This is a genomic window from Streptomyces sp. NPDC030814, assembly GCF_055572155.1.
The window spans coordinates 41,667-64,502 of the sequence record NZ_JBVIDX010000011.1; the positions used below are offsets into that span (position 1 = coordinate 41,667).

15 protein-coding genes are annotated in these 22,836 nt (G+C 72.3%); 10 read left to right on the forward strand and 5 right to left on the reverse strand.

Annotated features, from left to right (window positions below; translation table 11 throughout):
- Positions 1-197 precede the first annotated feature (197 nt).
- Both ACZ43N_RS23315 and ACZ43N_RS23320 read right to left on the reverse strand, forming a co-directional pair.
- Positions 198-572 (reverse strand): hypothetical protein, encoded by a 375-nt coding sequence (locus ACZ43N_RS23315; RefSeq protein ID WP_468100022.1) that lies wholly within the window; start codon positions 570-572, stop codon positions 198-200.
- Between the two features lie 275 nt (positions 573-847).
- Positions 848-1,513 carry an MOSC domain-containing protein gene (locus ACZ43N_RS23320; protein ID WP_468100024.1) on the reverse strand — a complete coding sequence of 222 codons (666 nt, stop codon included), beginning with the start codon at positions 1,511-1,513 and terminating at the stop codon, positions 848-850.
- 80 nt (positions 1,514-1,593) lie between these two features.
- On the opposite strand from ACZ43N_RS23320, the gene ACZ43N_RS23325 reads away from it, so the two are divergent.
- Positions 1,594-2,490, forward strand: coding sequence for a LysR family transcriptional regulator (locus ACZ43N_RS23325; protein WP_468100026.1), 897 nt, complete (start codon positions 1,594-1,596; stop codon positions 2,488-2,490).
- Between the two features lie 340 nt (positions 2,491-2,830).
- On the opposite strand, the gene ACZ43N_RS23330 is transcribed toward ACZ43N_RS23325, so the two are convergent.
- Positions 2,831-3,160, reverse strand: coding sequence for a WhiB family transcriptional regulator (locus ACZ43N_RS23330; RefSeq protein ID WP_468100028.1), 330 nt, complete (start codon positions 3,158-3,160; stop codon positions 2,831-2,833).
- Positions 3,161-3,551: 391 nt separating this feature from the next.
- Here ACZ43N_RS23330 and ACZ43N_RS23335 point away from each other — a divergent pair, with 391 nt between their 5' ends.
- The 4 genes from ACZ43N_RS23335 to ACZ43N_RS23350 all read left to right on the forward strand — a co-directional run bounded on the left by ACZ43N_RS23335 (position 3,552) and on the right by ACZ43N_RS23350 (position 7,895).
- On the forward strand, positions 3,552-4,163 hold the full coding sequence (locus ACZ43N_RS23335; protein ID WP_003948568.1) for a response regulator transcription factor: 612 nt from the start codon (positions 3,552-3,554) through the stop codon (positions 4,161-4,163).
- 257 nt (positions 4,164-4,420) lie between these two features.
- Complete coding sequence (locus ACZ43N_RS23340) at positions 4,421-4,996, forward strand: sigma-70 family RNA polymerase sigma factor (protein ID WP_005481141.1); 576 nt, start codon at positions 4,421-4,423, stop codon at positions 4,994-4,996.
- Between the two features lie 167 nt (positions 4,997-5,163).
- Complete coding sequence (gene guaB, locus ACZ43N_RS23345; protein ID WP_055712450.1) at positions 5,164-6,666, forward strand: IMP dehydrogenase; 1,503 nt, start codon at positions 5,164-5,166, stop codon at positions 6,664-6,666.
- A 104-nt stretch (positions 6,667-6,770) separates the two neighbouring features.
- Positions 6,771-7,895 carry a GuaB3 family IMP dehydrogenase-related protein gene (locus ACZ43N_RS23350; RefSeq protein WP_468100031.1) on the forward strand — a complete coding sequence of 375 codons (1,125 nt, stop codon included), beginning with the start codon at positions 6,771-6,773 and terminating at the stop codon, positions 7,893-7,895.
- A gap of 559 nt (positions 7,896-8,454) precedes the next feature.
- Here ACZ43N_RS23350 and ACZ43N_RS23355 read toward each other — a convergent pair.
- Positions 8,455-9,663 (reverse strand): nucleotide sugar dehydrogenase, encoded by a 1,209-nt coding sequence (locus ACZ43N_RS23355; RefSeq protein ID WP_468100032.1) that lies wholly within the window; start codon positions 9,661-9,663, stop codon positions 8,455-8,457.
- 281 nt (positions 9,664-9,944) lie between these two features.
- On the opposite strand from ACZ43N_RS23355, the gene ACZ43N_RS23360 reads away from it, so the two are divergent.
- Positions 9,945-11,651 (forward strand): glycerol-3-phosphate dehydrogenase/oxidase, encoded by a 1,707-nt coding sequence (locus ACZ43N_RS23360; RefSeq protein WP_468100033.1) that lies wholly within the window; start codon positions 9,945-9,947, stop codon positions 11,649-11,651.
- Positions 11,652-11,681: 30 nt separating this feature from the next.
- Here the strand turns inward: ACZ43N_RS23360 and ACZ43N_RS23365 are convergent, their stop codons facing one another.
- The gene (locus tag ACZ43N_RS23365; RefSeq protein WP_468100035.1) at positions 11,682-12,827 is read right to left on the reverse strand and encodes a serine hydrolase domain-containing protein; all 1,146 of its coding nucleotides are present in this window, start codon (positions 12,825-12,827) and stop codon (positions 11,682-11,684) included.
- Positions 12,828-13,247: 420 nt separating this feature from the next.
- Here ACZ43N_RS23365 and ACZ43N_RS23370 point away from each other — a divergent pair, with 420 nt between their 5' ends.
- From ACZ43N_RS23370 to ACZ43N_RS23385, 4 genes are all read left to right on the forward strand, one after another.
- Positions 13,248-15,413, forward strand: coding sequence for a serine/threonine-protein kinase (locus tag ACZ43N_RS23370; RefSeq protein ID WP_468100037.1), 2,166 nt, complete (start codon positions 13,248-13,250; stop codon positions 15,411-15,413).
- Positions 15,414-15,975: 562 nt separating this feature from the next.
- Complete coding sequence (locus tag ACZ43N_RS23375; protein WP_468100039.1) at positions 15,976-18,681, forward strand: protein kinase; 2,706 nt, start codon at positions 15,976-15,978, stop codon at positions 18,679-18,681.
- Positions 18,682-18,857: 176 nt separating this feature from the next.
- A complete protein-coding gene (locus ACZ43N_RS23380) occupies positions 18,858-20,741 on the forward strand; it encodes a serine/threonine-protein kinase (RefSeq protein ID WP_468100040.1) in 1,884 nt (627 codons plus the stop codon).
- Between the two features lie 257 nt (positions 20,742-20,998).
- Entirely contained in the window at positions 20,999-22,804 is a 1,806-nt protein-coding gene (locus ACZ43N_RS23385) for a serine/threonine-protein kinase (RefSeq protein ID WP_468100042.1), read from the forward strand.
- The last annotated feature ends 32 nt before the right edge of the window (positions 22,805-22,836 follow it).

The window sequence follows — 22,836 nt, forward strand, 5'->3', positions numbered from 1 at the left end:
GGCGCAAGGGTAGTGACCCGGACTGCGCTGATCCGCTTGCCCACGGCGACGGATCCACCCCGGTCACGGCCGATCCCTGCCCCCTGCCCCCGGTCACCCGAGCCCGTGCGACGGGTGCGACGGTGCGACGACGGTATGCGGGCCCGCTGTCCCTTCTCGGCCACGACGAACTGACCCATCATCCCCTCGCTCGCCGGTCAGCCGAAGCGCCAGGGGTCGTCCCGTTCGGCAGGAACACGGTGTCCTTGGGGCCGCGCAGGGGCGGGCGGCGGTTTCTCCCCGTTGACCTCCAGCACCCTGAACTGCACGTCGGACACATGGGAGTCATGCGGCATCCCATTGCCGTTGCGGTCGAAGTGCCGCCCGCGTAACCGCTCCGCTTCTTCCTCGCCGTCGGGTTTCTCCGACCTGCCCAGGGCGGAGGGCAGTCCGGGCGACGGGCGAAGCCGTTCGGCCGCGCGCAGTTCCAGGACGTCGAAGGTGTCGTCGCCCCCGGAGAACCGACGCTGCGCAGCACCACGACGGTGACGACCTGAGCCGGGCACGATGCGGACACGCTTGATCCGCGACACGCCTCCAGCGTTCCGCCCAGCCCGTCGGCGAACATCCGGGACGGCCCCTGGACCATCCCTGACGCATCCCCCTCCCATTCCTCCGGGGTCCCCGGCGAGGTTGTTCGAGCGTGAGGGAGTTGGCGACTGACGACAACGCGGCAGATGCGCGTGCCACGCCCCGCGGCCCAGGCATGCCTAATGCCGAACGACAGGCCGAGGGCACCGCGGGGACCGGCCTTCCGTCACGCTGCCTCAGATGCCCCGCGTCAGCGGTGAGTCGTGGAAGCGGCGCCTCAGCCCCGCTGGGCCACGTACTTCCGGGCCGTCTCCAGGATCTCCGGGTGGAGCGCCTCGCCCGCGACCAGCAGACGCGGCAGCAGCTCGCGCTCGTTCATCGTGGCGCGGAAGGCGAGGGCGACGGTGACGTCATGGTCCGGGCGGTGGACGATCTCGATCGGGTCGCCCGCCCGGATCTCGCCCGGCCGCACGACCCGCAGATACGCCCCGGGCTCGCCCTTCCCCGCGAAGCGCTTGACCCAGCCGCGCTCACCGAGGTGCCGCTGGAAGTTGAGACAGGGGACGCGGCCGGCGGTGACCTCCAGGACGACCTCCGCGCCGATCCGCCAGCGCTCCCCGATGAGCGCGCCGGAGACGTCGAGACCCTCGGTCGTCAGGTTCTCCCCGAAGGACCCGCTGGGCAGGTCGCGGCCGAGCTCCTGCTCCCACGCGTCGAGGTCCTCCCGGGCGAACGCGTAGACCGCCTGGTCGTTCCCCCCGTGATGCTGCCTGTTGCACACCGCGTCCCCGGCCAGCCCGCTGCCGCCCACCCCCTTCGGCCCGGGCGCGGCCACCCGCACCGGCCCGGCCGCCGGCCGCTTGTCGATCCCTGTCACGCTCTTCGACTCCTCGGGGACGTCGACCGCCGAGGGACGCCCGAGGTTCAGTGACAAAAGCTTCATACGGGCACGCTAGGCGAGCTTCGGTCAAAGCGTCGACGCAATATTCGCCGCTGCTTCCAAGCCACCCTTATGCTCGACCCGTGATCGAGGCCCGTCATCTCCGCGTTCTGCGCGCCGTCGCCGCCACCGGCTCCTTCTCGGCGGCCGGCCGGGAACTCGGCTGCACCCAGCCCGCCGTCAGCCAGCAGATGAAGGCGCTCGAATCGTCCGTCGGTACGCCCCTGCTGGTCCGCGGCGGACGCGAGATGCGGCTGACCCAGGCAGGCGAGGCGCTGGTACGGCACGCGGCCGGCATCCTCGCCGGTCTCACGGCGGCCGAGGAGGAGGTCGCCGCCATCGCGGGTCTGCGTGCCGGACGGGTCCGACTGGTCTCCTTCCCCAGCGGCAGCTCCACCCTCGTTCCCACCGCCCTCGCCGCCCTCCGCGCCGCCCACCCCGGCACCCGGGTCTCCCTGGAGGAGGCCGAACCACCCCGCTCCGTCGAACTGCTCCGCGAGGGCGACTGCGACATCGCGCTCGCCTTCCGCTACGAGGGCGCGGCGGGCGCCGAGGAGTGGGCGGACCTGGTCGTACGCCCCCTGCTCACCGACCGCCTCGTCGGCCTCGTCCCCCAGGGGCACCGGCTGGCCCGTGCGCGGTCCCTCGGCATCGGGGAACTCGCCGGGGAACCCTGGATCGCCGGCTGCCCTCGCTGCCGGGGCCAACTGGTGCGGGTCTGCGAGAGCGCGGGCTTCACACCCCGTATCGACTTCGCCACCGACGACTACCCGGCGGTGGTCGGTCTGGTGGGCGCGGGCCTCGGCGTCGCGGTCCTGCCGGAGCTGGCCATCGAGTCCGTGCGGCCCAAGGGCGTGCGGATGATCACGGTGGAGCCGGTGGTGCACCGCGAGATCGTGGCGCTCACCCTGCCGGATCTGGCCCAGGTGCCCACGGTCGCCGCGACGCTGGACCAGCTGGCGAAGGCCGCCGCGCGTTAGGCCGAGGCCCGTTCGGTCGCGTCAGGCGGGGTCGCGCCGGGTCGGGTCGGGATCGTGTCGCGTCGGGTCGGGGTCGCGTCAGATCGAGGACGCACGTCGGGGCGGGGCTGCCCGGTCGGACCACGGCCGCCCGATGGCCGGGCCAGAGGTCTGGGTGGGGCCCTGCGCGTGCGTCGGCGGGGGGCGGGCGGCGGGTGCGGGTCTGAGTGCGAGTGCTTCGGGGCTTGTCGCGCATGCCCCGCGCCCCTTCAGTGAGCCGGAGCCTTCGCGACCGTCGGGTCGGGGAGCGGTCGTACGCGCTGTCGAGGCGTCCGCGCAGGGCGCTTGCTGAAACGTTCCTTCAGTTGTTCGAACCGGTGTCGCCTGTCGGCGCGGACGCCGACACCAGCCGGTGCCGGGCGCGCCCCATGAGCTCCTCGCGCTCGTCCTCGGTCAGCCCGCCCCACACGCCGTACGGCTCACGGACCGCGAGGGCGTGGGCCGCGCACTGGGCGCGTACCGGGCAGCGCATGCAGACCTCCTTGGCCGAGTTCTCACGAGCGCTCCGCGCCGCACCGCGTTCTCCCTCGGGGTGGAAGAAAAGCGAGCTGTCCACTCCTCGGCAGGCCGCGAGGAGCTGCCAGTCCCACAGATCAGCGTTCGGTCCGGGAAGGCGGGAGAAATCTGCCATTACGTGTCCCCTTGTTGCCGTTCTGAGAGGAGATGGTGCCCATGACCGTACATGGACTATCTAAGGAGATGAAAATATGACTCATTGCGAATCTAGCTCCAGACGCCAGCAAATAGGAACAAAAACGGCTGAATGGGGCATAGGTTGTGATGAAACGTTGAGGGTCTGTTGGGCATGTCTGCACCGTGTCCGTGCCCTCACGTAGAGTGCCGAAGGTGGCCAGCCATCCCGTAACTCTTTCGAGTGACCGTCGTTGAGAGGTCGGAGGCGGTTGAAGGAACAAGCGCTCGGGCAGGCGTTCGTGTCCGCTCGTGAGTGTCGACCGCACAGGTGACGATTTCGTACCAGCCTGGAGGCTCAAGGTGACGCGCATCAGCTGCGGAGGACGGTCATGACATCCGTCCTCGTCTGCGACGACTCCCCGCTTGCCCGAGAGGCGCTGCGCCGCGCGGTGGCGACCGTGCCCGGCGTCGAGCGCGTGACCACGGCGGCCAACGGCGAGGAAGTCCTCCGCCGCTGGGGGGCCGACCGCTCGGACCTGATTCTGATGGACGTACGCATGCCCGGTCTGGGCGGCGTCGAGACCGTCCGGCGGCTGTTGTCCGCCGACCCCGGTGCTCGCATCATCATGCTCACCGTCGCCGAGGACCTGGACGGTGTGGCGCTCGCCGTCGCCGCCGGCGCCCGTGGCTATCTGCACAAGGACGCCTCCCGCGCCGAACTGCGCGCCACGGTGACCCAGGCCCTCGCCGACCCCACCTGGCGGCTCGCGCCGCGCCGGCTGCGCTCCGCCGAGATGGGGGCCGCGCCGACGCTCACCGCGCGGGAGATCCAGGTGCTGGAGGGCATGAGCCACGGCCGTTCGAACGCGGAGATCGGACGCGAGCTGTTCCTCTCCGAGGACACCGTGAAGACCCACGCGCGGCGGCTGTTCAAGAAACTCGGCGCCTCGGACCGCGCGCACGCCGTGGCGCTCGGGTTCCGCTGGGGTCTGGTTCGCTGAGTTGAGCCGTGACGGGGGTAGGAGAATCCCCGCTCACCACCAGGTGGGCGGGGGTGGCCGAGCGGTCCACCGGATGCCCGCTGCTCGTTTCGCCGCGGATGCCGCATCCTTGAGATGTGGAGTTCCTCGGGGAGCAGTCGAACGAGCGGGAGGGGAGGGCGCAGGAGATGAGTTCCGGCGCGCCTACTCATAACGCTTCGGTGCACAACCACGGACGTGGCGCCACGGACCGGACGGCCGCAAGGCACCATGGACCGATGCGCGACGACGAGACGACAGTGATCGGTGCGCTCGTGCATCGCGCGGTCGACGGGGACGAGCAGGCCACTCACGATCTGCTCGCCCATGTCCACCCCCTGGCGCTGCGCTATTGCCGTACCCGTCTGTCCCGGCTGCCCGGTGACGCCCGGCACTTCGTGGAGGACCTGGCGCAGGAGGTCTGTGTCGCCGTCCTTCTCGCGCTGCCGCGCTACAAGGACACCGGGCGACCGTTCGAAGCCTTCGTCTTCGCCATCGCCGGCCACAAGGTCGCCGACCTGCAGCGCGCCGCCATGCGCCACCCCGGCTCGACGGCCGTCCCCTCGGACGAGATGCCCGAGCGCCCCGACGACTCCCTCGGCCCCGAGGAGCGCGCGCTGCTCAGCAGCGACGCCGAGTGGGCCAAGAAACTCCTGGCCAACCTGCCCGAGAACCAGCGGGAGCTGCTGCTGCTGAGGATCGCCGTGGGGCTCACGGCCGAGGAGACGGGACAGATGCTGGGCATGTCGCCCGGCGCGGTACGGGTGGCGCAACACAGGGCGCTGAGCAGGCTCAGGGCGCTGGCCGAGCAGTAGTACCGGCGTTCGATGACGATGCGGAGGGCGCCCCGGATGAACATCCGGGGCGCCCTTTCCGTACGAACATACGAAGCCCGGTATCACTTCGTACCGTGGAATGTGTGCCCCACGCTTCCCGTTAGCATGGACATCCGCACCGATCAAGGCCATTTGGGGAAGGTGTCATGACTGCCAACGTCGACGGAGTGCCCGGAAAATTCGCGACACTCGGGCTGACCTACGACGACGTGCTGCTGCTGCCGGGTGCATCCGAGGTGCTCCCCAACGCGGTCGACACCTCGTCCCGCATCTCCCGCAACGTACGGGTGAACATCCCCCTGCTCTCGGCCGCGATGGACAAGGTCACCGAGTCGCGCATGGCGATCGCCATGGCCCGTCAGGGCGGCGTCGGCGTGCTCCACCGCAACCTCTCCGTCGAGGACCAGGTCAATCAGGTCGACCTGGTCAAGCGCTCCGAGTCCGGCATGGTCACGGACCCGATCACGGTGAACCCGGACGCCACGCTGGCCGAGGCCGACGCGCTGTGTGCCAAGTTCCGCATCAGCGGTGTCCCGGTCACGGACGGCAACAAGAAGCTGCTCGGCATCGTCACCAACCGCGACATGGCCTTCGAGAGCGACCGCTCCCGCCAGGTGCGCGAGGTCATGACCCCGATGCCGCTGGTCACCGGCCATGTCGGTATCTCCGGCGTCGAGGCCATGGAACTGCTGCGCCGCCACAAGATCGAGAAGCTTCCTCTGGTCGACGAGGCGGGCATCCTCAAGGGCCTCATCACCGTCAAGGACTTCGTCAAGGCCGAGCAGTACCCCAACGCCGCCAAGGACGCGGAGGGCCGTCTGATCGTCGGCGCCGCCGTCGGGGCCAGCCCCGAGGCCCTGGAGCGGGCCCAGGCGCTGGCCGAGGCGGGTGTGGACTTCCTGGTCGTCGACACCTCGCACGGCCACAACAGCAATGCCCTCAGCTGGATGTCGAAGATCAAGTCAAGCGTCGGCGTCGACGTGATCGGCGGCAACGTCGCCACGCGCGACGGCGCCCAGGCGCTGATCGACGCTGGTGTCGACGGCATCAAGGTGGGTGTCGGCCCGGGCTCGATCTGCACCACCCGCGTGGTCGCCGGTATCGGTGTCCCCCAGGTCACGGCCATCTACGAGGCGTCCCTCGCGGCCCGTCCGGCGGGTGTCCCGCTGATCGGTGACGGCGGCCTGCAGTATTCCGGCGACATCGGCAAGGCGCTCGCCGCGGGCGCCGACACGGTGATGCTGGGTAGCCTCCTCGCGGGCTGCGAGGAGTCCCCGGGCGAGCTGCAGTTCATCAACGGCAAGCAGTTCAAGTCGTACCGTGGCATGGGTTCACTGGGCGCCATGCAGTCCCGGGGCCAGGGGCGGTCGTACTCGAAGGACCGCTACTTCCAGGCCGAGGTCGCCTCCGACGACAAGCTCGTGCCTGAGGGCATCGAGGGGCAGGTGCCCTACCGCGGGCCATTGGCCAACGTGCTGCACCAGCTCGTCGGCGGTCTGCGCCAGACCATGGGGTATGTGGGCGCCGCCACCATCGAGGAGATGGAGACCAAGGGGCGCTTCGTCCGTATCACGTCGGCGGGCCTCAAGGAGAGCCACCCGCACGACATCCAGATGACCGTCGAGGCGCCGAACTACAGCCGTAAGTAGACAACGGACCTGGTGAGGGCGGTCCCGGTGCATCCGGGGCCGCCTTCGTCGTGCCCGTCGGCGATACTGGAAGACGCTGAACGCATCAGGGAAAGGCCACAGACGTGACTGAGATCGAGATCGGGCGCGGCAAGCGCGGCCGCCGGGCGTACGCCTTCGACGACATCGCCGTCGTCCCCAGCCGTCGTACGCGCGACCCGAAGGAGGTCTCGATCGCCTGGCAGATCGACGCCTACCGCTTCGAGCTGCCCTTCCTGGCCGCCCCCATGGACTCGGTCGTGTCCCCGGCCACCGCGATCCGCATCGGCGAGATGGGCGGCCTCGGCGTGCTGAACCTCGAGGGCCTGTGGACGCGGTACGAGGACCCGCAGCCGCTGCTCGACGAGATCACCGGCATGCCCGACGAGGCCGCGACCCGCCGACTCCAGGAGATCTACGCCGCTCCCATCAAGGAAGAGCTGATCGGGCAGCGCATCAAGGAGGTGCGCGACTCCGGTGTGGTCACCGCCGCCGCGCTCTCCCCGCAGCGCACGGCCCAGTTCTCCAAGGCCGTCGTGGACGCGGGCGTCGACATCTTCGTCATCCGCGGGACGACCGTGTCGGCGGAGCACGTCTCCGGCTCGCACGAGCCGCTGAACCTGAAGCAGTTCATCTACGAGCTGGACGTCCCGGTGATCGTCGGCGGCTGCGCCACGTACACGGCCGCCCTGCACCTGATGCGCACCGGCGCGGCCGGCGTCCTCGTCGGCTTCGGCGGCGGCGCGGCCCACACCACGCGGAACGTGCTGGGCATCCAGGTCCCCATGGCGACGGCGGTGGCCGACGTGGCCGCGGCCCGCCGGGACTACATGGACGAGTCCGGCGGCCGGTACGTGCACGTCATCGCCGACGGAGGTGTCGGCTGGTCCGGCGACCTCCCCAAGGCGATCGCCTGCGGCGCCGACGCGGTCATGATGGGCTCCCCGCTGGCCCGCGCCACGGACGCGCCCGGCAGGGGCCACCATTGGGGCATGGAGGCGGTGAACGAGGAGCTGCCGCGTGGCAAGAAGGTCGACCTCGGCACGGTCGGCACGCTCGAGGAGGTCCTGACCGGACCGTCGCACACGCCCGACGGCTCCATGAACCTCTTCGGCGCGCTGCGGAGGGCGATGGCCACCACCGGGTACAGCGAGCTGAAGGAGTTCCAGCGCGTCGAGGTGACGGTCGCGGACTCGCAGCACAGGCGGTGAGGTGACGCCGCGCTCGATCCGAGCGGAGAAAGGGGTCCGGTTGCCCACGGGGCGACCGGGCCCCTTTGCGTTGTGCCCATAGGGGCTGGTGGGGGCGTGGGTTGCGGTCGGGGGCGCGCGGTTGCGTTCGGGACGAATGTGGGCCGAACGGGCGAAGGGGGCCGATAGCGTTCCTGACCGGCGCCCCAGTTCTTCTGGGGCCCCCTTCCAAGGACACGGTCCGGACCCCGCCCTCGGGGCCCGGCCCGATCTCCGACGGACCGTCCACCGGGCTACTGGGCGGTGTCGTGGAAGGGGGCGCCCGTGGGACGTCACCGCAAGCCCACCCGCTGGGACCGACTCCGTCTTCGGATGGTGCAGTGCCGGAGGAGGTGGATCTTGCGGCTTTTCGGATGGTGAGCGGCCGCCCCCACGAAGACTAGGGGCGGACACTCCGTGAACCATCCAGGAGCCTGCCGCAGTAGCCGCTGCGGTGGGCTCCACCGTTTCTGTACGGTATCGGGCGCGGGACCCCGTCTGCCACCAGCTCCGGAGTCCAGGGCGGCTGCGTGCGCCCTACTCACAACCTGTGCGCCGCCCCCGTCGGCGTGGCCCCGCGGGTGTCCAGCAGGAGCTGGGCCTTCACCGACAGGGCTTGGAGGTCGTAGGTGCGGTGGTGCTGGAGGAGGATCGTCAGGTCGGCCTCGGCGGTGGCCTCGTAGAGGCAGTCTGCCCTGGGGATGGGGCGGTCGACGACGCTCCAGGTGGGGATGTGCGGGTCGTGGTAGCTGACGTGCGCGCCGAGTTGGAGGAGGCGGCGGGCGATCTCGTCCGCCGGGGTGCCCTCCTGGTCGGGGACGTCGGGCTTGTAGGTGATGCCGAGGAGGAGGACACGGGCTTCCCGGGCCGACTTGCCGTGCTCGTTGAGGAGGGTGGCGGCACGCTGGACGACGTACTGGGGCATGCGGTTGTTGACCCACTGGGCCAGTTCGACCAGGCGGAGCGATCGGGGAGCGTGGCCCGACAGGTCCTGGGCGAGGGCGTGCCCGCCCACACCGGGGCCGGGGCGGAAGGCCTGGAAGCCGAACGGCTTGGTCTCGGCGCAGCGGATGACGTCCCACAGGTCGATGTCGAGGTCATGGCAGAGGACGGCCATCTCGTTCACCAGGGCGATGTTGACGTGCCGGTAGTTGGTCTCCAGGAGCTGCACCGTCTCGGCCTCGCGTGGTCCACGCGCGCGTACCACCTTGTCGGTGAGCCGGCCGTAGAAGGTGGCGGCCGACTCGGTGCAGGCGGGGGTGAGGCCGCCGATCACCTTGGGGGTGTTCGCGGGGTCGAAGTCGCGGTTGCCCGGGTCGACGCGGGCGGGGGAGTAGGCGAGATGGAAGTCGCGGCCCGCGCGCAGGCCCGAGCCGTCTTCGAGGAGCGGGCGCAGGAACTCCTCCGTCGTGCCCGGATGGACCGGCGACTCCAGGATGACCGTGGTGTGCGGGCGCAGGTGGGCGGCCAGGATCCGGGCGGCCTCCTCCAGCTGGGCGAGGTCCGGTGCGCCGTCGGCGCCCATGGGTACGGGGGCGCAGACGACCGCCGTTCGGACCCGGCCCAGTTCGGCGGGGCTGAGGCCGGGCTTGAAACCGCGGGCGAGCATGCGGCGCAGCTCGGCCGGGGTGAGGGAGCTCCGTTCGGGGCCGGTGCGGTAACCGAGCGTGGGGATGCCGGCGGCGACGGCGGCCTGGGCCAGCGGCAGGCCGAGCTGGCCGAGTCCGATGACGGCGAGATCTGCGGGCATGGCGTGAGCCGTCCTTCCCAGTAGCCGAAGCGGGACAGACGCGCAAGCCCTGTGGACTTAATGAGCGAGCGCAATGTCAGACTAGGAGTAAATATGACCGATTTGCTGGATTGGGTCGGAGTATTTCTCCGCGCGTCCCGGAGAGTTGTCCACAGGCTGGGGGCGGGTGGTGGCCGATGTCGGGCAACCCGGTCAGAATTCTGGGCAGGGGGATGTGAGCAGGGTCTTGCTCGACGGGCATCGGCAGGTGCGGCCGGCGCGACAATCAGCGGGAGGCAGCGGTGAGGACAGCGGCACTGGGACCGGCACAGCGCGCCGAGTCACTGGCGGGTATGGCCGAGCGCGAGCTGGACGTGCTGGTCGTGGGTGGTGGCGTGGTCGGTGCGGGTACGGCCCTGGACGCCGTGACACGGGGCCTGTCCACGGGCCTGGTCGAGGCACGTGACTGGGCGTCGGGTACGTCGAGCCGGTCGAGCAAGCTCATCCACGGCGGCCTGCGCTATCTGGAGATGCTCGACTTCGCCCTGGTACGGGAGGCGCTGAAGGAACGCGGGCTGCTGCTGGAGCGCCTCGCACCCCACCTCGTGAAGCCCGTGCCGTTCCTCTACCCCTTGCAGCACAAGGGCTGGGAGCGGTTCTACGCGGGATCGGGCGTCGCCCTGTACGACGGGATGTCGATGGCCCGCAGCCACGGCAGGGGGCTGCCCCTGCACCGCCATCTGAGCCGCCGCCGCGCCCTGCAGGTCGCGCCCTGCCTCAAGAAGGACGCGCTCGTCGGAGCCCTGCAGTACTACGACGCACAGATGGACGACGCCCGCTATGTGGCCACCCTGGTGCGCACGGCCGCCTCGTACGGCGCGAAGACCGCCAACCGCGCGCGGGTGACGGCGTTCCTGCGTGAGGGCGAGCGGGTCGTCGGCGCCAAGGTGCAGGACGTCGAAGGGGGCGGGGAGTACGAGATCCGCGCCAGGCAGATCGTGAACGCCACCGGGGTGTGGACGGACGACACCCAGGCGATGGTCGGGGAACGCGGACAGTTCCACGTGCGGGCGTCCAAGGGCATCCATCTGGTCGTACCGAAGGACCGGATCCACTCCACGACCGGGCTGATCCTGCGGACCGAGAAGTCCGTGCTGTTCGTCATCCCCTGGGGGCGGCACTGGATCGTGGGCACCACGGACACCGACTGGGACCTGGACAAGGCCCATCCGGCGGCGTCCAGCGCGGACATCGACTATCTGCTGGAGCAGGTGAACTCCGTCCTCTCGGTGCCGCTCGCCCGTGACGACGTGCAGGGCGTGTACGCCGGGCTCCGCCCGCTGCTGGCGGGCGAGTCGGAGGCGACCAGCAAGCTCTCGCGCGAACACACCGTCGCCCACGCCGTACCGGGACTGGTAGTCGTGGCCGGCGGCAAGTACACGACCTACCGGGTCATGGCCAAGGACGCGGTGGACGCCGCCGTGCACGGGCTCGACCAGCGTGTCGCCGAGTGCGTCACCGAAGACGTGCCGCTGCTCGGTGCCGAGGGGTACCGGGCGCTGTGGAACGCGCGGGCGCGGATCGCGGCGAGCACCGGCCTCCATGTGGTGCGTGTGGAGCACCTGTTGAACCGGTTCGGGTCCGCGACCGAGGAGGTGCTCGACCTCATCGCCAAGGACCCCTCCCTGGCCGAGCCGCTGCAGGGCGCCGACGACTATCTGCGGGCCGAGGTCGTGTACGCCGCCTCGCACGAGGGCGCGCGCCATCTCGACGACGTACTCACCCGCCGCACCCGGATCTCCATCGAGACCTTCGACCGTGGGACGCGCTGTGCGCGCGAGGCGGCCGAGCTGATGGCGCCGGTGCTCGGCTGGGACAAGGACCAGATCGCGCGGGAGGTCCAGCACTACGAGAAGCGGGTGGAGGCGGAGCGGGAGTCGCAGCGTCAGCCGGACGATCTGACGGCCGATGCGGCGCGGCTGGGCGCGCCGGACATCGTGCCGTTGTAGGGAGAGAGCTGCGCCCCGGCCCCACCGCCCCTACGCGCCGCGGGGGCAGAACTCGGCTGCGAGCAGTGCCGGTTCCAGACCGGGGTCCTCCGGGGCGTCCGTGTTCACGCGGTAGGTGAGGACGTGACGGCCGTCGACGGTGGCGGCGGTGCGCACGTAGCTGCCCTGGATCCGGCCGTTGTGCCCCCACACCGTGGTGCCGCAGGTGAGCTTAACGGGGTAGAGGCCCATTCCGTACGAGCCGTGCGCGGCACCGGTGTCGAGCATCTCGCGTAGCTCGCGGGGACGCAGCAGGTCACCGCCGAGCAGGGCAGCGTAGAAGCGGTTCAAGTCGTCGAGGGTGGTGACGAGTTCGCCGGCGGCTCCGGCCACCCGCGGGTCGAGGTCGGTGACGTCGGAGCCGTCGGCGGAGTAGGCACGGCCGTGCGGACGCGGCAGTGCGGAGCGGGCGCCGGGGAAGGAAGTGCCCGTCAGGCGGAGGGGCGTGATGATGCGGCGCTCGGCCTCGGCGGCGTAAGAGTTGCCGGTGACCTGCTCGATGACCAGGCCCAGCAGCACGTAGTTGGTGTTCGAGTAGGAGAAGCGGCCGGGGGTGGTCGGGGGAAGGGAAAGAGCGATGCGTACGGCCTGACGCGGCGTCACGGGGACGGTTCCCTCGGTGGCGTCGGTGAAGTCGGCGAGGCCGCTGGTGTGGGTGAGCAGCGCGTGCAGGGTGAGGCGGCGGTCGTCGGCGCCCTCGCCTCGGACCAGGCCCGGCAGGTGGTCTTCCACCGGGTCCGCCAGCGACAGCCGGCGTTCGGCGGCCAGCTGCAGGACGACGGTGGCGATGAACGTCTTGGTGATGCTGCCGGCGCGGAAGTGGTCGGCACGGTGGAGGGGCTCGGGCCTGTGCTCGCGTGTGCCTTCTCGGCCGTCTTCGTCCTCGCGGGCGGCCCACCGGTCCTCCGCCTCGGCGTGGGCGTAGCGGGTGCCGGACGCGTCGTCGGCGAGCAGGGCGGCGGCGGGGGCGCGGCCCCGGGTGACCAGGAGAGGAAGGGCGGTGTCCGTGGTCGCCGCGACCTGGGCCGGGAAGGCCGTCGGGGCCAGGGCCAGGAGGAACAGGGCCACGGGGACGGCCAGATGAGCCGTGGGCTTCCTGGGCTTCCTGGGTGTCATGGGCGTCCTGCTCGGTGGCATCGGTTCTTCCTGTCCGGCACATCATGCGCGACGGACCCGAGCGGCGCCGGGGCGGGGCCCGATTCCGGTGGGTGGGGCGGTGTGCCCGGCGGGGCGGCTGGTGCCGGTGGAGCGTGTCGAGCGGGCCTTCCACCTCCACTGGCTGGTTTTCGTCGTCCCTGCCCTGGCCTGCCGACCCCTCTCCCGGGGGCCTGCCCCGGACCCGCGCCCTTCGCCTCAAAAGCCCTTTCTCCCAAGCAGGACGGGGTCTGTGAGCCGGGTCGGCGGGGGCGACCATGCCCGACCGGGGTGTGAAGTGTGGGTGGGCCGAGTGAGCGTCTGGGGAGATGCGGTGGCTGGTTGAGGGCACCCTGGGCGTGGAGCGCTTGGCGGGTGGGTGACAATGGAGGCTCTGTCAGGGCGGGTTGCATGAGGGGACGCATGTCGGAGGCGGAGCGGGCCGGGGAATCCCGTCAGGACAAGGACGCACGTCTCCTCGCCGGGCGGTACCGGCTGGGAGGGGTCCTCGGTCGAGGCGGCATGGGCACGGTGTGGCGTGCCAAGGACGAGACGCTGGGCCGTACGGTCGCCGTCAAGGAACTGCGGTTCCCGTCCAGTATCGACGAGGACGAGAAGCGGCGGCTGATCACGCGCACACTGCGCGAGGCCAAGGCGATCGCGCGGATCCGCAACAACGGCGCGGTGACGGTGTTCGACGTCGTCCACGAGGACGACCGGCCCTGGATCGTGATGGAACTCGTCGAGGGCAAATCGCTCGCCGAGGTCATCCGTGAGGACGGGGTGCTCGAACCGAGGCGCGCCGCCGAGGTGGGGCTCGCGATCCTCGACGTGCTGCGCGCCGCGCACCGCGAGGGCATCCTGCACCGGGACGTGAAGCCGTCGAACGTGCTGATCGAGAAGCAGGACGGCCGGGTCGTCCTCACCGACTTCGGCATCGCGCAGGTCGAGGGCGACCCGTCCATCACCTCGACCGGCATGCTCGTGGGTGCCCCCTCGTACATCTCGCCGGAGCGGGCGCGCGGGCACAAGCCCGGGCCGGCGGCGGACCTGTGGTCGCTCGGCGGTCTGCTGTACGCGGCGGTCGAGGGTGTGCCGCCGTACGACAAGGGGTCGGCCATAGCGACGCTGACCGCGGTGATGACCGAGCCGGTCCCGGAACCGAAGCGTGCCGGGCCCCTCAAGGACGTCATCTTCGGTCTGCTCACCAAGGACCCCGAGCGGCGGCTCGACGACGCGGGCGCGCGGGCGATGCTCAACACCGTGATCCACGCGCCCGACCCGAAGGACGCCGCTCCGCTGGACGCGACGCAACTCGTGCCGCTGCCCGTGGTGCCGGAGGAGCGGCCCCGGAAGGGCGGGTTCGGCGGGCTCGGGACCAAGCGGGGCGACGAGGCCGGGGAGCGGCCTCGCGCGCCTCGCTGGTCCATGCGCAAGGGCGCTCCCGAAACAGGGCCGGCCGCTGCCGCCACCGCCGCGCCGAGCACGTCCGGCAACGCGTCCGGCGGAGCCCTGCGGAGCACCGCCGGTGGGGACACGCGGGGCGCGGCGGCCGCCGCTTCGGCCACGCCCGCCACGGCTGTCACCGCCAAGTCCGCGTCGGTCGGGCTCCCGTCCGGACCGGCCGCGGGGAGCGCGGCCGGCGCCGCGAAGGCCGGGAGTGCCGTGAACCCGACCGCGGGCAAGCCGGTCTCCGGGCCGGTCGGGGCGCGCGGCGGTGACACCGGTCCGGCCGGCTCGACCCCCGCGGGGCGGACCTCGGGGTGGCCGCAGGTGCCGCCGCCGGACCTGCCGCCGCGGCCCGCGCCCAGGGCGCCGATCACCGATGTGGTGTCGCGGCGGACGCTGGCGGTCATCGCCGTCGCCGTGGCGCTGGCGGTCCTCGGGACCGTGCTGGCGTTCGCCTTCAGCGGAGACGGCGAGAGCGCCGACAACAGCAAGGGCCCCGGCACCAAGGCCGCCGTGTCCGGCGGGGATTCCTCGACGAGCGACGACAAGAGCAAGGGCGCGGGCAAGAACGAGGACCAGGGGTCCGTCCCCAGCCCGGACGGCGAGACTTCCAAGGAGGCCACCGGGTCCGCGAACGACTCGCAGGACACCGGTTCCGGCACATCGACCGGTCCGGGCGGCGACGGCGGCTCCGGGGAGTCCAAGAACCTCGCCACCAAGACGTACAAGAGCGGTCAGGGCTTCTCCATCGGACTGCCCGACGGGTGGAAGTACCAGTCCACGGGCGCGGCGGGCGCCCGGTTCGCCGGGCCCGACGGGCAGAAGCTGCTCGTGGGGTGGACGACCACCCCGAAGGACGACCCCGTCGCCGACTGGAAGAACCAAGAGCAGTACATGACCCGCGCGCAGTACAAGCTGATCCGCATCGACGCGGTGAACTACCGGGGTTGGAACACGGCCGACTGGGAGTTCACCTATGTGGAGGGCGGTACGAAGTACCGGTCGATCGACCGTGGATTCGTGGTCAACGACCAGCAGGGGTACGCGCTGATGTACACGGCCAAGGCGTCCGAGTGGAGCGGCGACCTGCGCAAGAACACCTGGCGGACCTTCACGAAAACGTTCCGCCCGAAGTCGTGAGGCGCCGGGCACGCACCTGAGCGCCCCGGGCCCCGCCCCGGCCGGCAGGGTCGGCGGGTTCCGCCGGTGTGCTTCGGTCGGCGCGCGGGAGGCGCTTGGAGGCACACGGCTCACGGTCGGCGGGGTGTGCGTGATGACGTGAGTCCGCGGCGCGCCGGGCGGTTCCGGGCCGGCGGACGGAGGGTGCGGACGTACACCGGCGGGCGGCTCGGGCGGTGGTTCCGCGGCTGTTGTGCGCCGGTGCCCATCTCGTTATGGAGCCGTGAGGATGCCGCTCCGGCCGGATGCGCCGTACGGGGGCGTGCGGGGGCACGGGGTGGTGTGAGCTCGTCCGATACGAGGTCGGCCGGGGGAGTCGTGCCCGCCGGGTGAGTTCGGCGACGGGTGTTCCGGGGAAGATCGAGGGCGTTCGAGCGCATTCGAGACGGGTGAGATATCGCATCCCCTCAATGCGGGTTGCCTCCGGCACGTATCGTGAATGGCTGCGGACCGTACGCATCCAGAACGGAACGGGACGCCGGGCGAACGGAATTGACCAACCAGGCGGTCGGGGGAGGGCATCGTGGACGAATACGCGGGACGAGTACTCGCGGACCGCTACCGCCTGCCGCTGCCGCCCTCCGACGACTACGAGTTCGCCGAGAGCCGGGCCTTCGACACCTACAGCGGACAGGAAGTCCTCGTACGGCAGGTGCCGTTGCCCGAGGTCGTCGAGGCCGAGGTGCTCGACGCGGACGGATTGCCCGAGGGGTACGTGGCCCGGGACCGCGGGGCGCGCCGGGGCACGCCGCGCGCCACGCGAGGCACCGCCGACCCGGCCGTGCACCGGGCGATCGAGGCCGCGCAGGCCGCCGCGCAGATCCCCGACCATCCACGGCTCGACCAGGTCTTCGACGTGTTCGCCGAGGGCGGTTCGCTGTGGATAGTGAGCGAACTGGTGCCCGCGCGGCCCCTCGCGGCGCTGCTCGCGGAGCAGCCGCTGACGCCGTACCGGGCGGCCGAGGTCGCCTCCGACGTGCTCACCGCGCTGCGGGCGCTGCACGCCCACGGCTGGGTGCACCGCAACATCACCGAACGGACGGTGCTGGTCTGCGACGACGGCCGGGTCATGCTCACGGGACTCGCGGTCGGGGCCGCCGAGGAGGCCCTGTGCGGGTACGACCCGGTGCCCGCGCCGGACTTCGAGGATCGTCCCGGCACGTCCGGTGGTGGTCCGGGCGCGACGGGCGCTGGGCCGGTCGTGCCGGGCGGCCGTGATCCGGGAGTGTCCGGGGCCGGCCATGGAGGGGCCGCGGGAGCGGCGGGGCACGGTGGCGTCGGCGGTGCGCGTCCGGTTCCGGGGGCACTCGGGGCCGGCGGTGCCGGGGCCCGTGGGGTGGCCGCGCCCGGCGGTGCTCTGACGGGCGGTTCGTACGGCGGCCCAGCCCTCGGCGGCGGTGCCGGGGACCCCGAGGCGGCGCGCCGGGCCGCGATAGAGGCGAGGGCGGTCACCGACCCCTCGGAGGGGCAGCGTGCCCTGGAGGCCGGCGGTGACGTCCGGGCGGCACGGGCGGGCGCGATCGCGGCGTACCGGGCGGGGGCCCGCGCGGCGGCCCGTGTCCAGGACGACCGACGTGGCGGCCCCGGCACCGGGCTGCCCGCACAGCGACCCGCGCCCGGCGCGGCCCCGGACGGCACGGCACCGTCGACCACCGGCCGCGACGACGGCCTCCCTCCCGGACTGGCGACGAGCCCCGTACCACCAGGCCAGATCGCCGACCCGTACGGAGTCCGCGCCAACGGCGGGACTCCGACCACCGCCTGGCACGGCGCGCAGCCCCGAGGGGGCGCGCCCGCGCCCGGTGTTGGCGGCCTGACCGACCCGGCTCCGCGGGACGCGCGCCCCGGTGGCGTCCTGGGCGACGGCGCTTCGGCGAGTGAACCTGCGAGGCCCGCCCCGGACGTCACGCCGTGGGACCGGGCCGTCGGCGCCGCTCCCGGTCGGGGACCCGCCACGGCGCTCGCCGCCGAGCGGGCGCGGCAGGCGCGGATGGCGGTGGTGGGGCCGGTCACCGAGCGGTGGGCGCCCGAACAGGCCGGGCCGGTGCACGAGAACTGGCAGCTGGCGGCGCCGATCGGTCCCGCGACGGATCTGTGGGCGTTGGGGGCGCTGCTGTTCCGTGCGGTGCAGGGACACGCGCCGTACCCGGAGGAGAACACCGCCGAGCTGGTCGAGATGGTGTGCTCGGAGCCGCCCGCGTTCGCCGAGGAGTGCGGGCCGCTGCGCCCGGTCGTGGAGTCGCTGCTGCGTCAGGACCCCACCGAGCGACTGGACTTCGAGGAGCTGCGCGGCTGGCTGCGCTCCCTCGTACGGTCGGCGCCGGAACCCGAGGCCGGGGCCCACGTCGTGCCGGTGCCGCCCGCGAACGCGAGCCGGCTGCCGATCGTTCGGCGACGCGGCGAGCTCGTCCGCAGGCGCCGCGCAGGTCTGCCCGCGACCAGCGCTCACGCCCGGCACCGGCGCGTCCGCCAGGACAGGCCCCCGCAGCCCCGCAAGCTCGGCCGGAACCTGCTTCTGCTGATCCTGCTCGCGCTGGCCGCGGCGGTCGCATACGCCATCGTGTTCATGCCGAAGGCCGAGCCGAGCAGCGACGGCGTGGGCAACGGCGGCCGGACCGGCGCGGAGGGGCAGCCGAGTGCCCCGCCGGAGACCGGCAGCCAGTCCCGGCCCGACCAGAACTCCAGTTCGCCCGACGGGGGCGAGAAGGGGGAGGGGCAGGCGAGCCCGTCGGAGTCGTCCGGCGCGGAGGAGACCCAGACCGGTGGCCCGGAGGTCGCCCAGGGCTTCACCCTGCGCAAGGACGCCGAGGGCTTCCAGGTCGCCGTCGCCACCGGATGGGACCGCAGCCCCAAGAACGGGCGCGGCCAGATCGTGTACTCCCGGGGCGACTTCGAGCTGATCGTCGTACCCGGCCGGGACAGCACGGCGACGTACGGCAGCGACCCGCTCAAGTACCAGCGGGAGAGCGAGCGCGAACTCCAGCCGTTCCGTGACTCCACATGGGCCACGTCCGCCGGCATGCGGTTGGTCGAGGTCGGTGGCGTCACCATGGCCGAGGGGCAGTTCACCTGGCAGGACGCCGAGGGACGCGGTGTCTTCGTACGCAACCTCGCGATACTCCTCGACGGGAAGTACCACGTGGTGCAGGTGCGCGGGCCGGAGGCCGAGCGGGACGAGGTGACACGGCTGTACGAGCAGGCCGCCGACACCTACCGAGTGGCCGACTGACCCGCTGACACGGCGAGTTGGGCGCCCGAACGAACAGGGCGGCGGAAGGTTGCGCTCCGCTCGCGGAAGCGATAACCGTCACAGTGCTGTCTCTGTGCGGCCGTGCCGGTTCCCCGGTGGGAGCGCCGCTCCTTAACCTGACCCTGTCAAGAGCATTGCGGGGCAACGTGAATCAGATGCAGGGCCGGCTCATCGCCGAGCGCTACCGGCTCGTCGACGTCATCGGCAGCGGCGGCATGGGCAGGGTGTGGCGTGCCCGGGACGAGGTGCTGCACCGGGCGGTGGCAGTCAAGGAGTTGACGGCCGCGCTGTACGTCTCGGAGAACGAGCAGGCCGTGCTGCTGGCGCGGACCCGGGCGGAGGCGCGCGCGGCTGCGCGGATCAACCACTCGGCCGTGGTCACCGTGCACGACGTGCTGGAGCACGACAACCGGCCGTGGATCGTCATGGAGTTGGTCGAGGGCGTCTCGCTCGCCGACGCGGTCCGGGAACACGGGCGCGTCGAGGCGCGGGAGGCGGCCCGGATCGGGATGTGGGTGCTGCGCGCGCTGCGCGCCGCCCACCAGGCCGGTGTGCTGCACCGTGATGTGAAGCCGGGCAACGTCCTGCTCGCCGAGGACGGCCGGGTCATGCTGACCGACTTCGGCATCGCCCAGGTCGAGGGCGACACGACGATCACGCGCACCGGGGAGATCGTCGGTTCGGTCGACTACATCGCGCCCGAGCGGGTGCGCGGGCACGAGCCCGGGCCCGCGTCGGACCTCTGGTCGCTGGGCGCCACGCTGTACACGGCGGTGGAGGGCAAGTCGCCGTTCCGGCGCACCACCCCGCTCACCACCATGCAGGCCGTGGTGAGCGAGGAAGCCGCCGAACCGGTGGCGGCGGGCCCGCTCGGTCCCGTCATCGCCGCGCTGCTGTGCAAGGACCCCGCCGTACGGCCCGACGCGCAGGACGCCGAGCAGATGCTCGCCGAGGCCGCGGAGGGGCGGCGGCCGCGCGTCGCCCAGGCGTACGTGCCCACGCGGCAGCAGGCGGCGGGAGCGGCCGCCACGGATTCCGGCCCGCGTCGCCGAGATGACGTGGGCGAGGGCGACGGCGGGTCCGAGGCGGGCTCTCGTGGGGTTGGGGGCGGGCCTGAGACAGGCTCTCGACGTGCGCATGAGGGCGCGGGGGGAGGCGCCGGCGGCGCGTACGGGGGGCCTGTGGAGGGCGCCCGTGTTGCCGGGGCCGCCCATGCGTACGGCGGGACTCCCCAAGGGCCCGGCGGGGCCCCTGAGGAAGCCCACGGCGCGGGGCGTCCCGCCGCGGGCGCCGTGCCGTCCGCCGCCCTGGCTTCCGCCACCCCCGCGCCCGGCTTCGCGTCCGGCGCCCGGACGGTCGCAGGCCACGGCCCCACCGGCACCCCCGGCGGCGCCAGGGGGCGCGGACGCGCCCGTACCGTCGCCCTCGTCGTCCTGCTGGCCGCGCTCATCGGGGGCGGTGGCGCCGCCGCGATGTACTACGCGGACGAGTGGCGGGCGGCGAACACCTCGGCCACGGCCGGTACGACGGCCGGGACGGGTGGCACGACGACGGGCCAGGGCCGGCCGGCGACGGACGGCGTCCCCGAGGGATGGGTCCGCGTCGACGACCCGGAGGGTTTCAGCCTGGTCCTGCCCGAGGGGTGGAAGCGTCGGGTGGAGGGCGCGCAGATCGACTACACACCGGACGGCGGCGAGCACTTCCTCCGAGTGGCCGTCGACGACTCGCCGGACTTCGACAGCCCCTACCTCCACCAGCTCGACCTGGAGGAGCAGGTGAAGGGACGGCTCCCCGCGTACCGGGCGGTGAGCCTGGCCGAGAACCTCTACCGCGACCGCCCGGGTGCGCTGTGGGACTTCACCTGGACGGCGGCCCAGGACACCGACTTCCCCGGTCCGCGCCGGGCGATCGAACAGACGTATCTCGCCCGCGACGGAGTCGAGTACACGATCTACATGTCCTCGCCCGTCGCCGACTGGGACACCGCGCGCGAACAGTTCGACACGGTGCTGCGCAGCTGGCGGGAGGCACGGAAGTGACCCGAGGAACGCCCACTCAGCCCGGCCCCCTCGGTCCCACGGGGCCGGGCATCCATGGCGCCGGGCCCGCTGCCGAGTCCTGACAGGGCGACAGACCCGGCCACGCGGCTTTCCCGGCCCGGGCCCGGCGGATCTCGGGACCGGGGGCCTGTGCACGGCGCGTACGCGGCGCTCGCGAGACGCGCGTACGTCGCTTGTCGGCCAGCCCTGTCACGTGGCACCGGAGGGTTCCGGTCCGGTGCGGCATGATGGGGCGCATGGGGACCGAGGGGGAGAACGTCCGTGTCATAGCGGGCCGGTACCGGCTGGAGGCCAGGGTCGGCCGCGGCGGTATGGGCATCGTGTGGCGCGCCACCGACGAACTCCTCGGCCGGCGGGTCGCGGTGAAGGAGCTGGCCCTCGACCCCTCGCTCCCCGAGGAGACGTCCCGGCAACTGCGCGAACGCACCCTGCGGGAGGCCCGGGCGGTGGCCCGGCTCGGCCACCCGCACATCATCGTCGTCCACGACGTCGTCGAACAGGACGAACGCCCCTACATCGTGATGGAGTTCATCGACGGCGGCTCGCTCGCCGAGCGGGTCGCGGCCGACGGGCCGGTCGAGGCGCGGGAGGCGGCCCGGATCGGGCTCGCTCTGCTGGGCGCGCTGCGGCGGGCGCACGACGCGGGGGTCCTGCACCGCGACCTCAAACCCGCGAACGTCCTGCTGGAGAGGGGAACCGACCGGGTCGTCCTCACCGACTTCGGCATCGCCCAGGTCGCGGGCGCCACCACGCTCACCGAGAACGGGTCCTTCGTCGGCTCGCCCGAGTACACCGCGCCGGAACGGATGTCAGGGGTCCGAACCGGGCCCGAGTCCGACCTGTGGTCGCTGGGCGCGCTGCTGTGCACCGTGCTCAGCGGGGAATCGCCCTTCCGCCGCGACTCGTTGGGCGGCATCCTGCACGCCGTCGTCTTCGACGACATCCGGCCACCGGCCCAGGCCGCCCCGCTGCTCCCCGTCATCCGCGGGCTGCTGGAGCGCGACCCCGACCGGCGGCTCGACGCGGCTGAGGCGGAGCGACTGCTGCGCGCGTTCCGGGAGACCGGCCGTACGCCGCGGCCGCCCAAGGGGCCGCGCACCTCGACCGGTTACACCCCGACCCGGCGCGACGTGCCGCGCACGCCCCCGCCGCCCGCCGTCCAGGACGCAACGCAAGCCGGACACCGGGACCACCCCGAACAGCCGGGACAGCCCGGCGGCCCCGTGCACGACCAGGCGACGGCCCTGCCGGAGCAGCCCGCGCAGCCACGGCGGCCGCAGTCCACCAGGAGCATCATGGTCGCTGCCGCGCTGGTCGCGGCGATGGCGGGAGCGGGGGTGTCGGCGGCCGCGCTGCTGATGGGGGAGGGCGGCGCCGGGGGCGTCTCGCCGACCACATCGGTACCCCGTACGCCCGGCACGTCCAACACGCCGTCCGGCACGGCGGGCCAGCCGGGCGGGCCGGGCAAGCCCAGCACCTCCGGGACGACTTCGGGCGCGACGTCCGGTACGGCGTCCGGGACGACGACGGGCATGTCCTCGGGGACGTCGGGGGACGCCGCGCCCACGGTGACGCGCTCGCGGGCGGCCACCGCGCCGACCGTGCCCTCCGGGTACCGGCTCGCCCGGGACGAGCGGGGCTTCAGCCTCGCCGTGCCGGACGACTTCACCCGGGAGCCGCAGGGGGAGCGGCTCTTCTACATGTCGCCGGGGCAGTCGATCCGGATCGGCATCAAGGTCGACGATCCCGAGGAGGGCGGCCCGGTCGCCGTGATGCGGCGCTCCCACGAGGAGGGTCCCGCCACGAACCCCGGTTACCGGGACGGGCGGGTCGCCGAGACCACGCACCAGGGGCGGCCCGCGGCGCTCTGGGAGTTCACCTGGGACGGCTTCAGCTCGGCGGAGGGGCCACGCCACACGTACGACCTGTGCTGGGAGCAGGACGGGAAGCTGTACGACGTGTGGGTCTCTGCACCGGTCGGGAGGGTGAGCGAGGCGAAGGAGTACTTCGACGTGGCGGTGGACACCTTCGCGAGCCGGTGAGGCGACGTCAAGGTACGCGATAAAACGGAGAT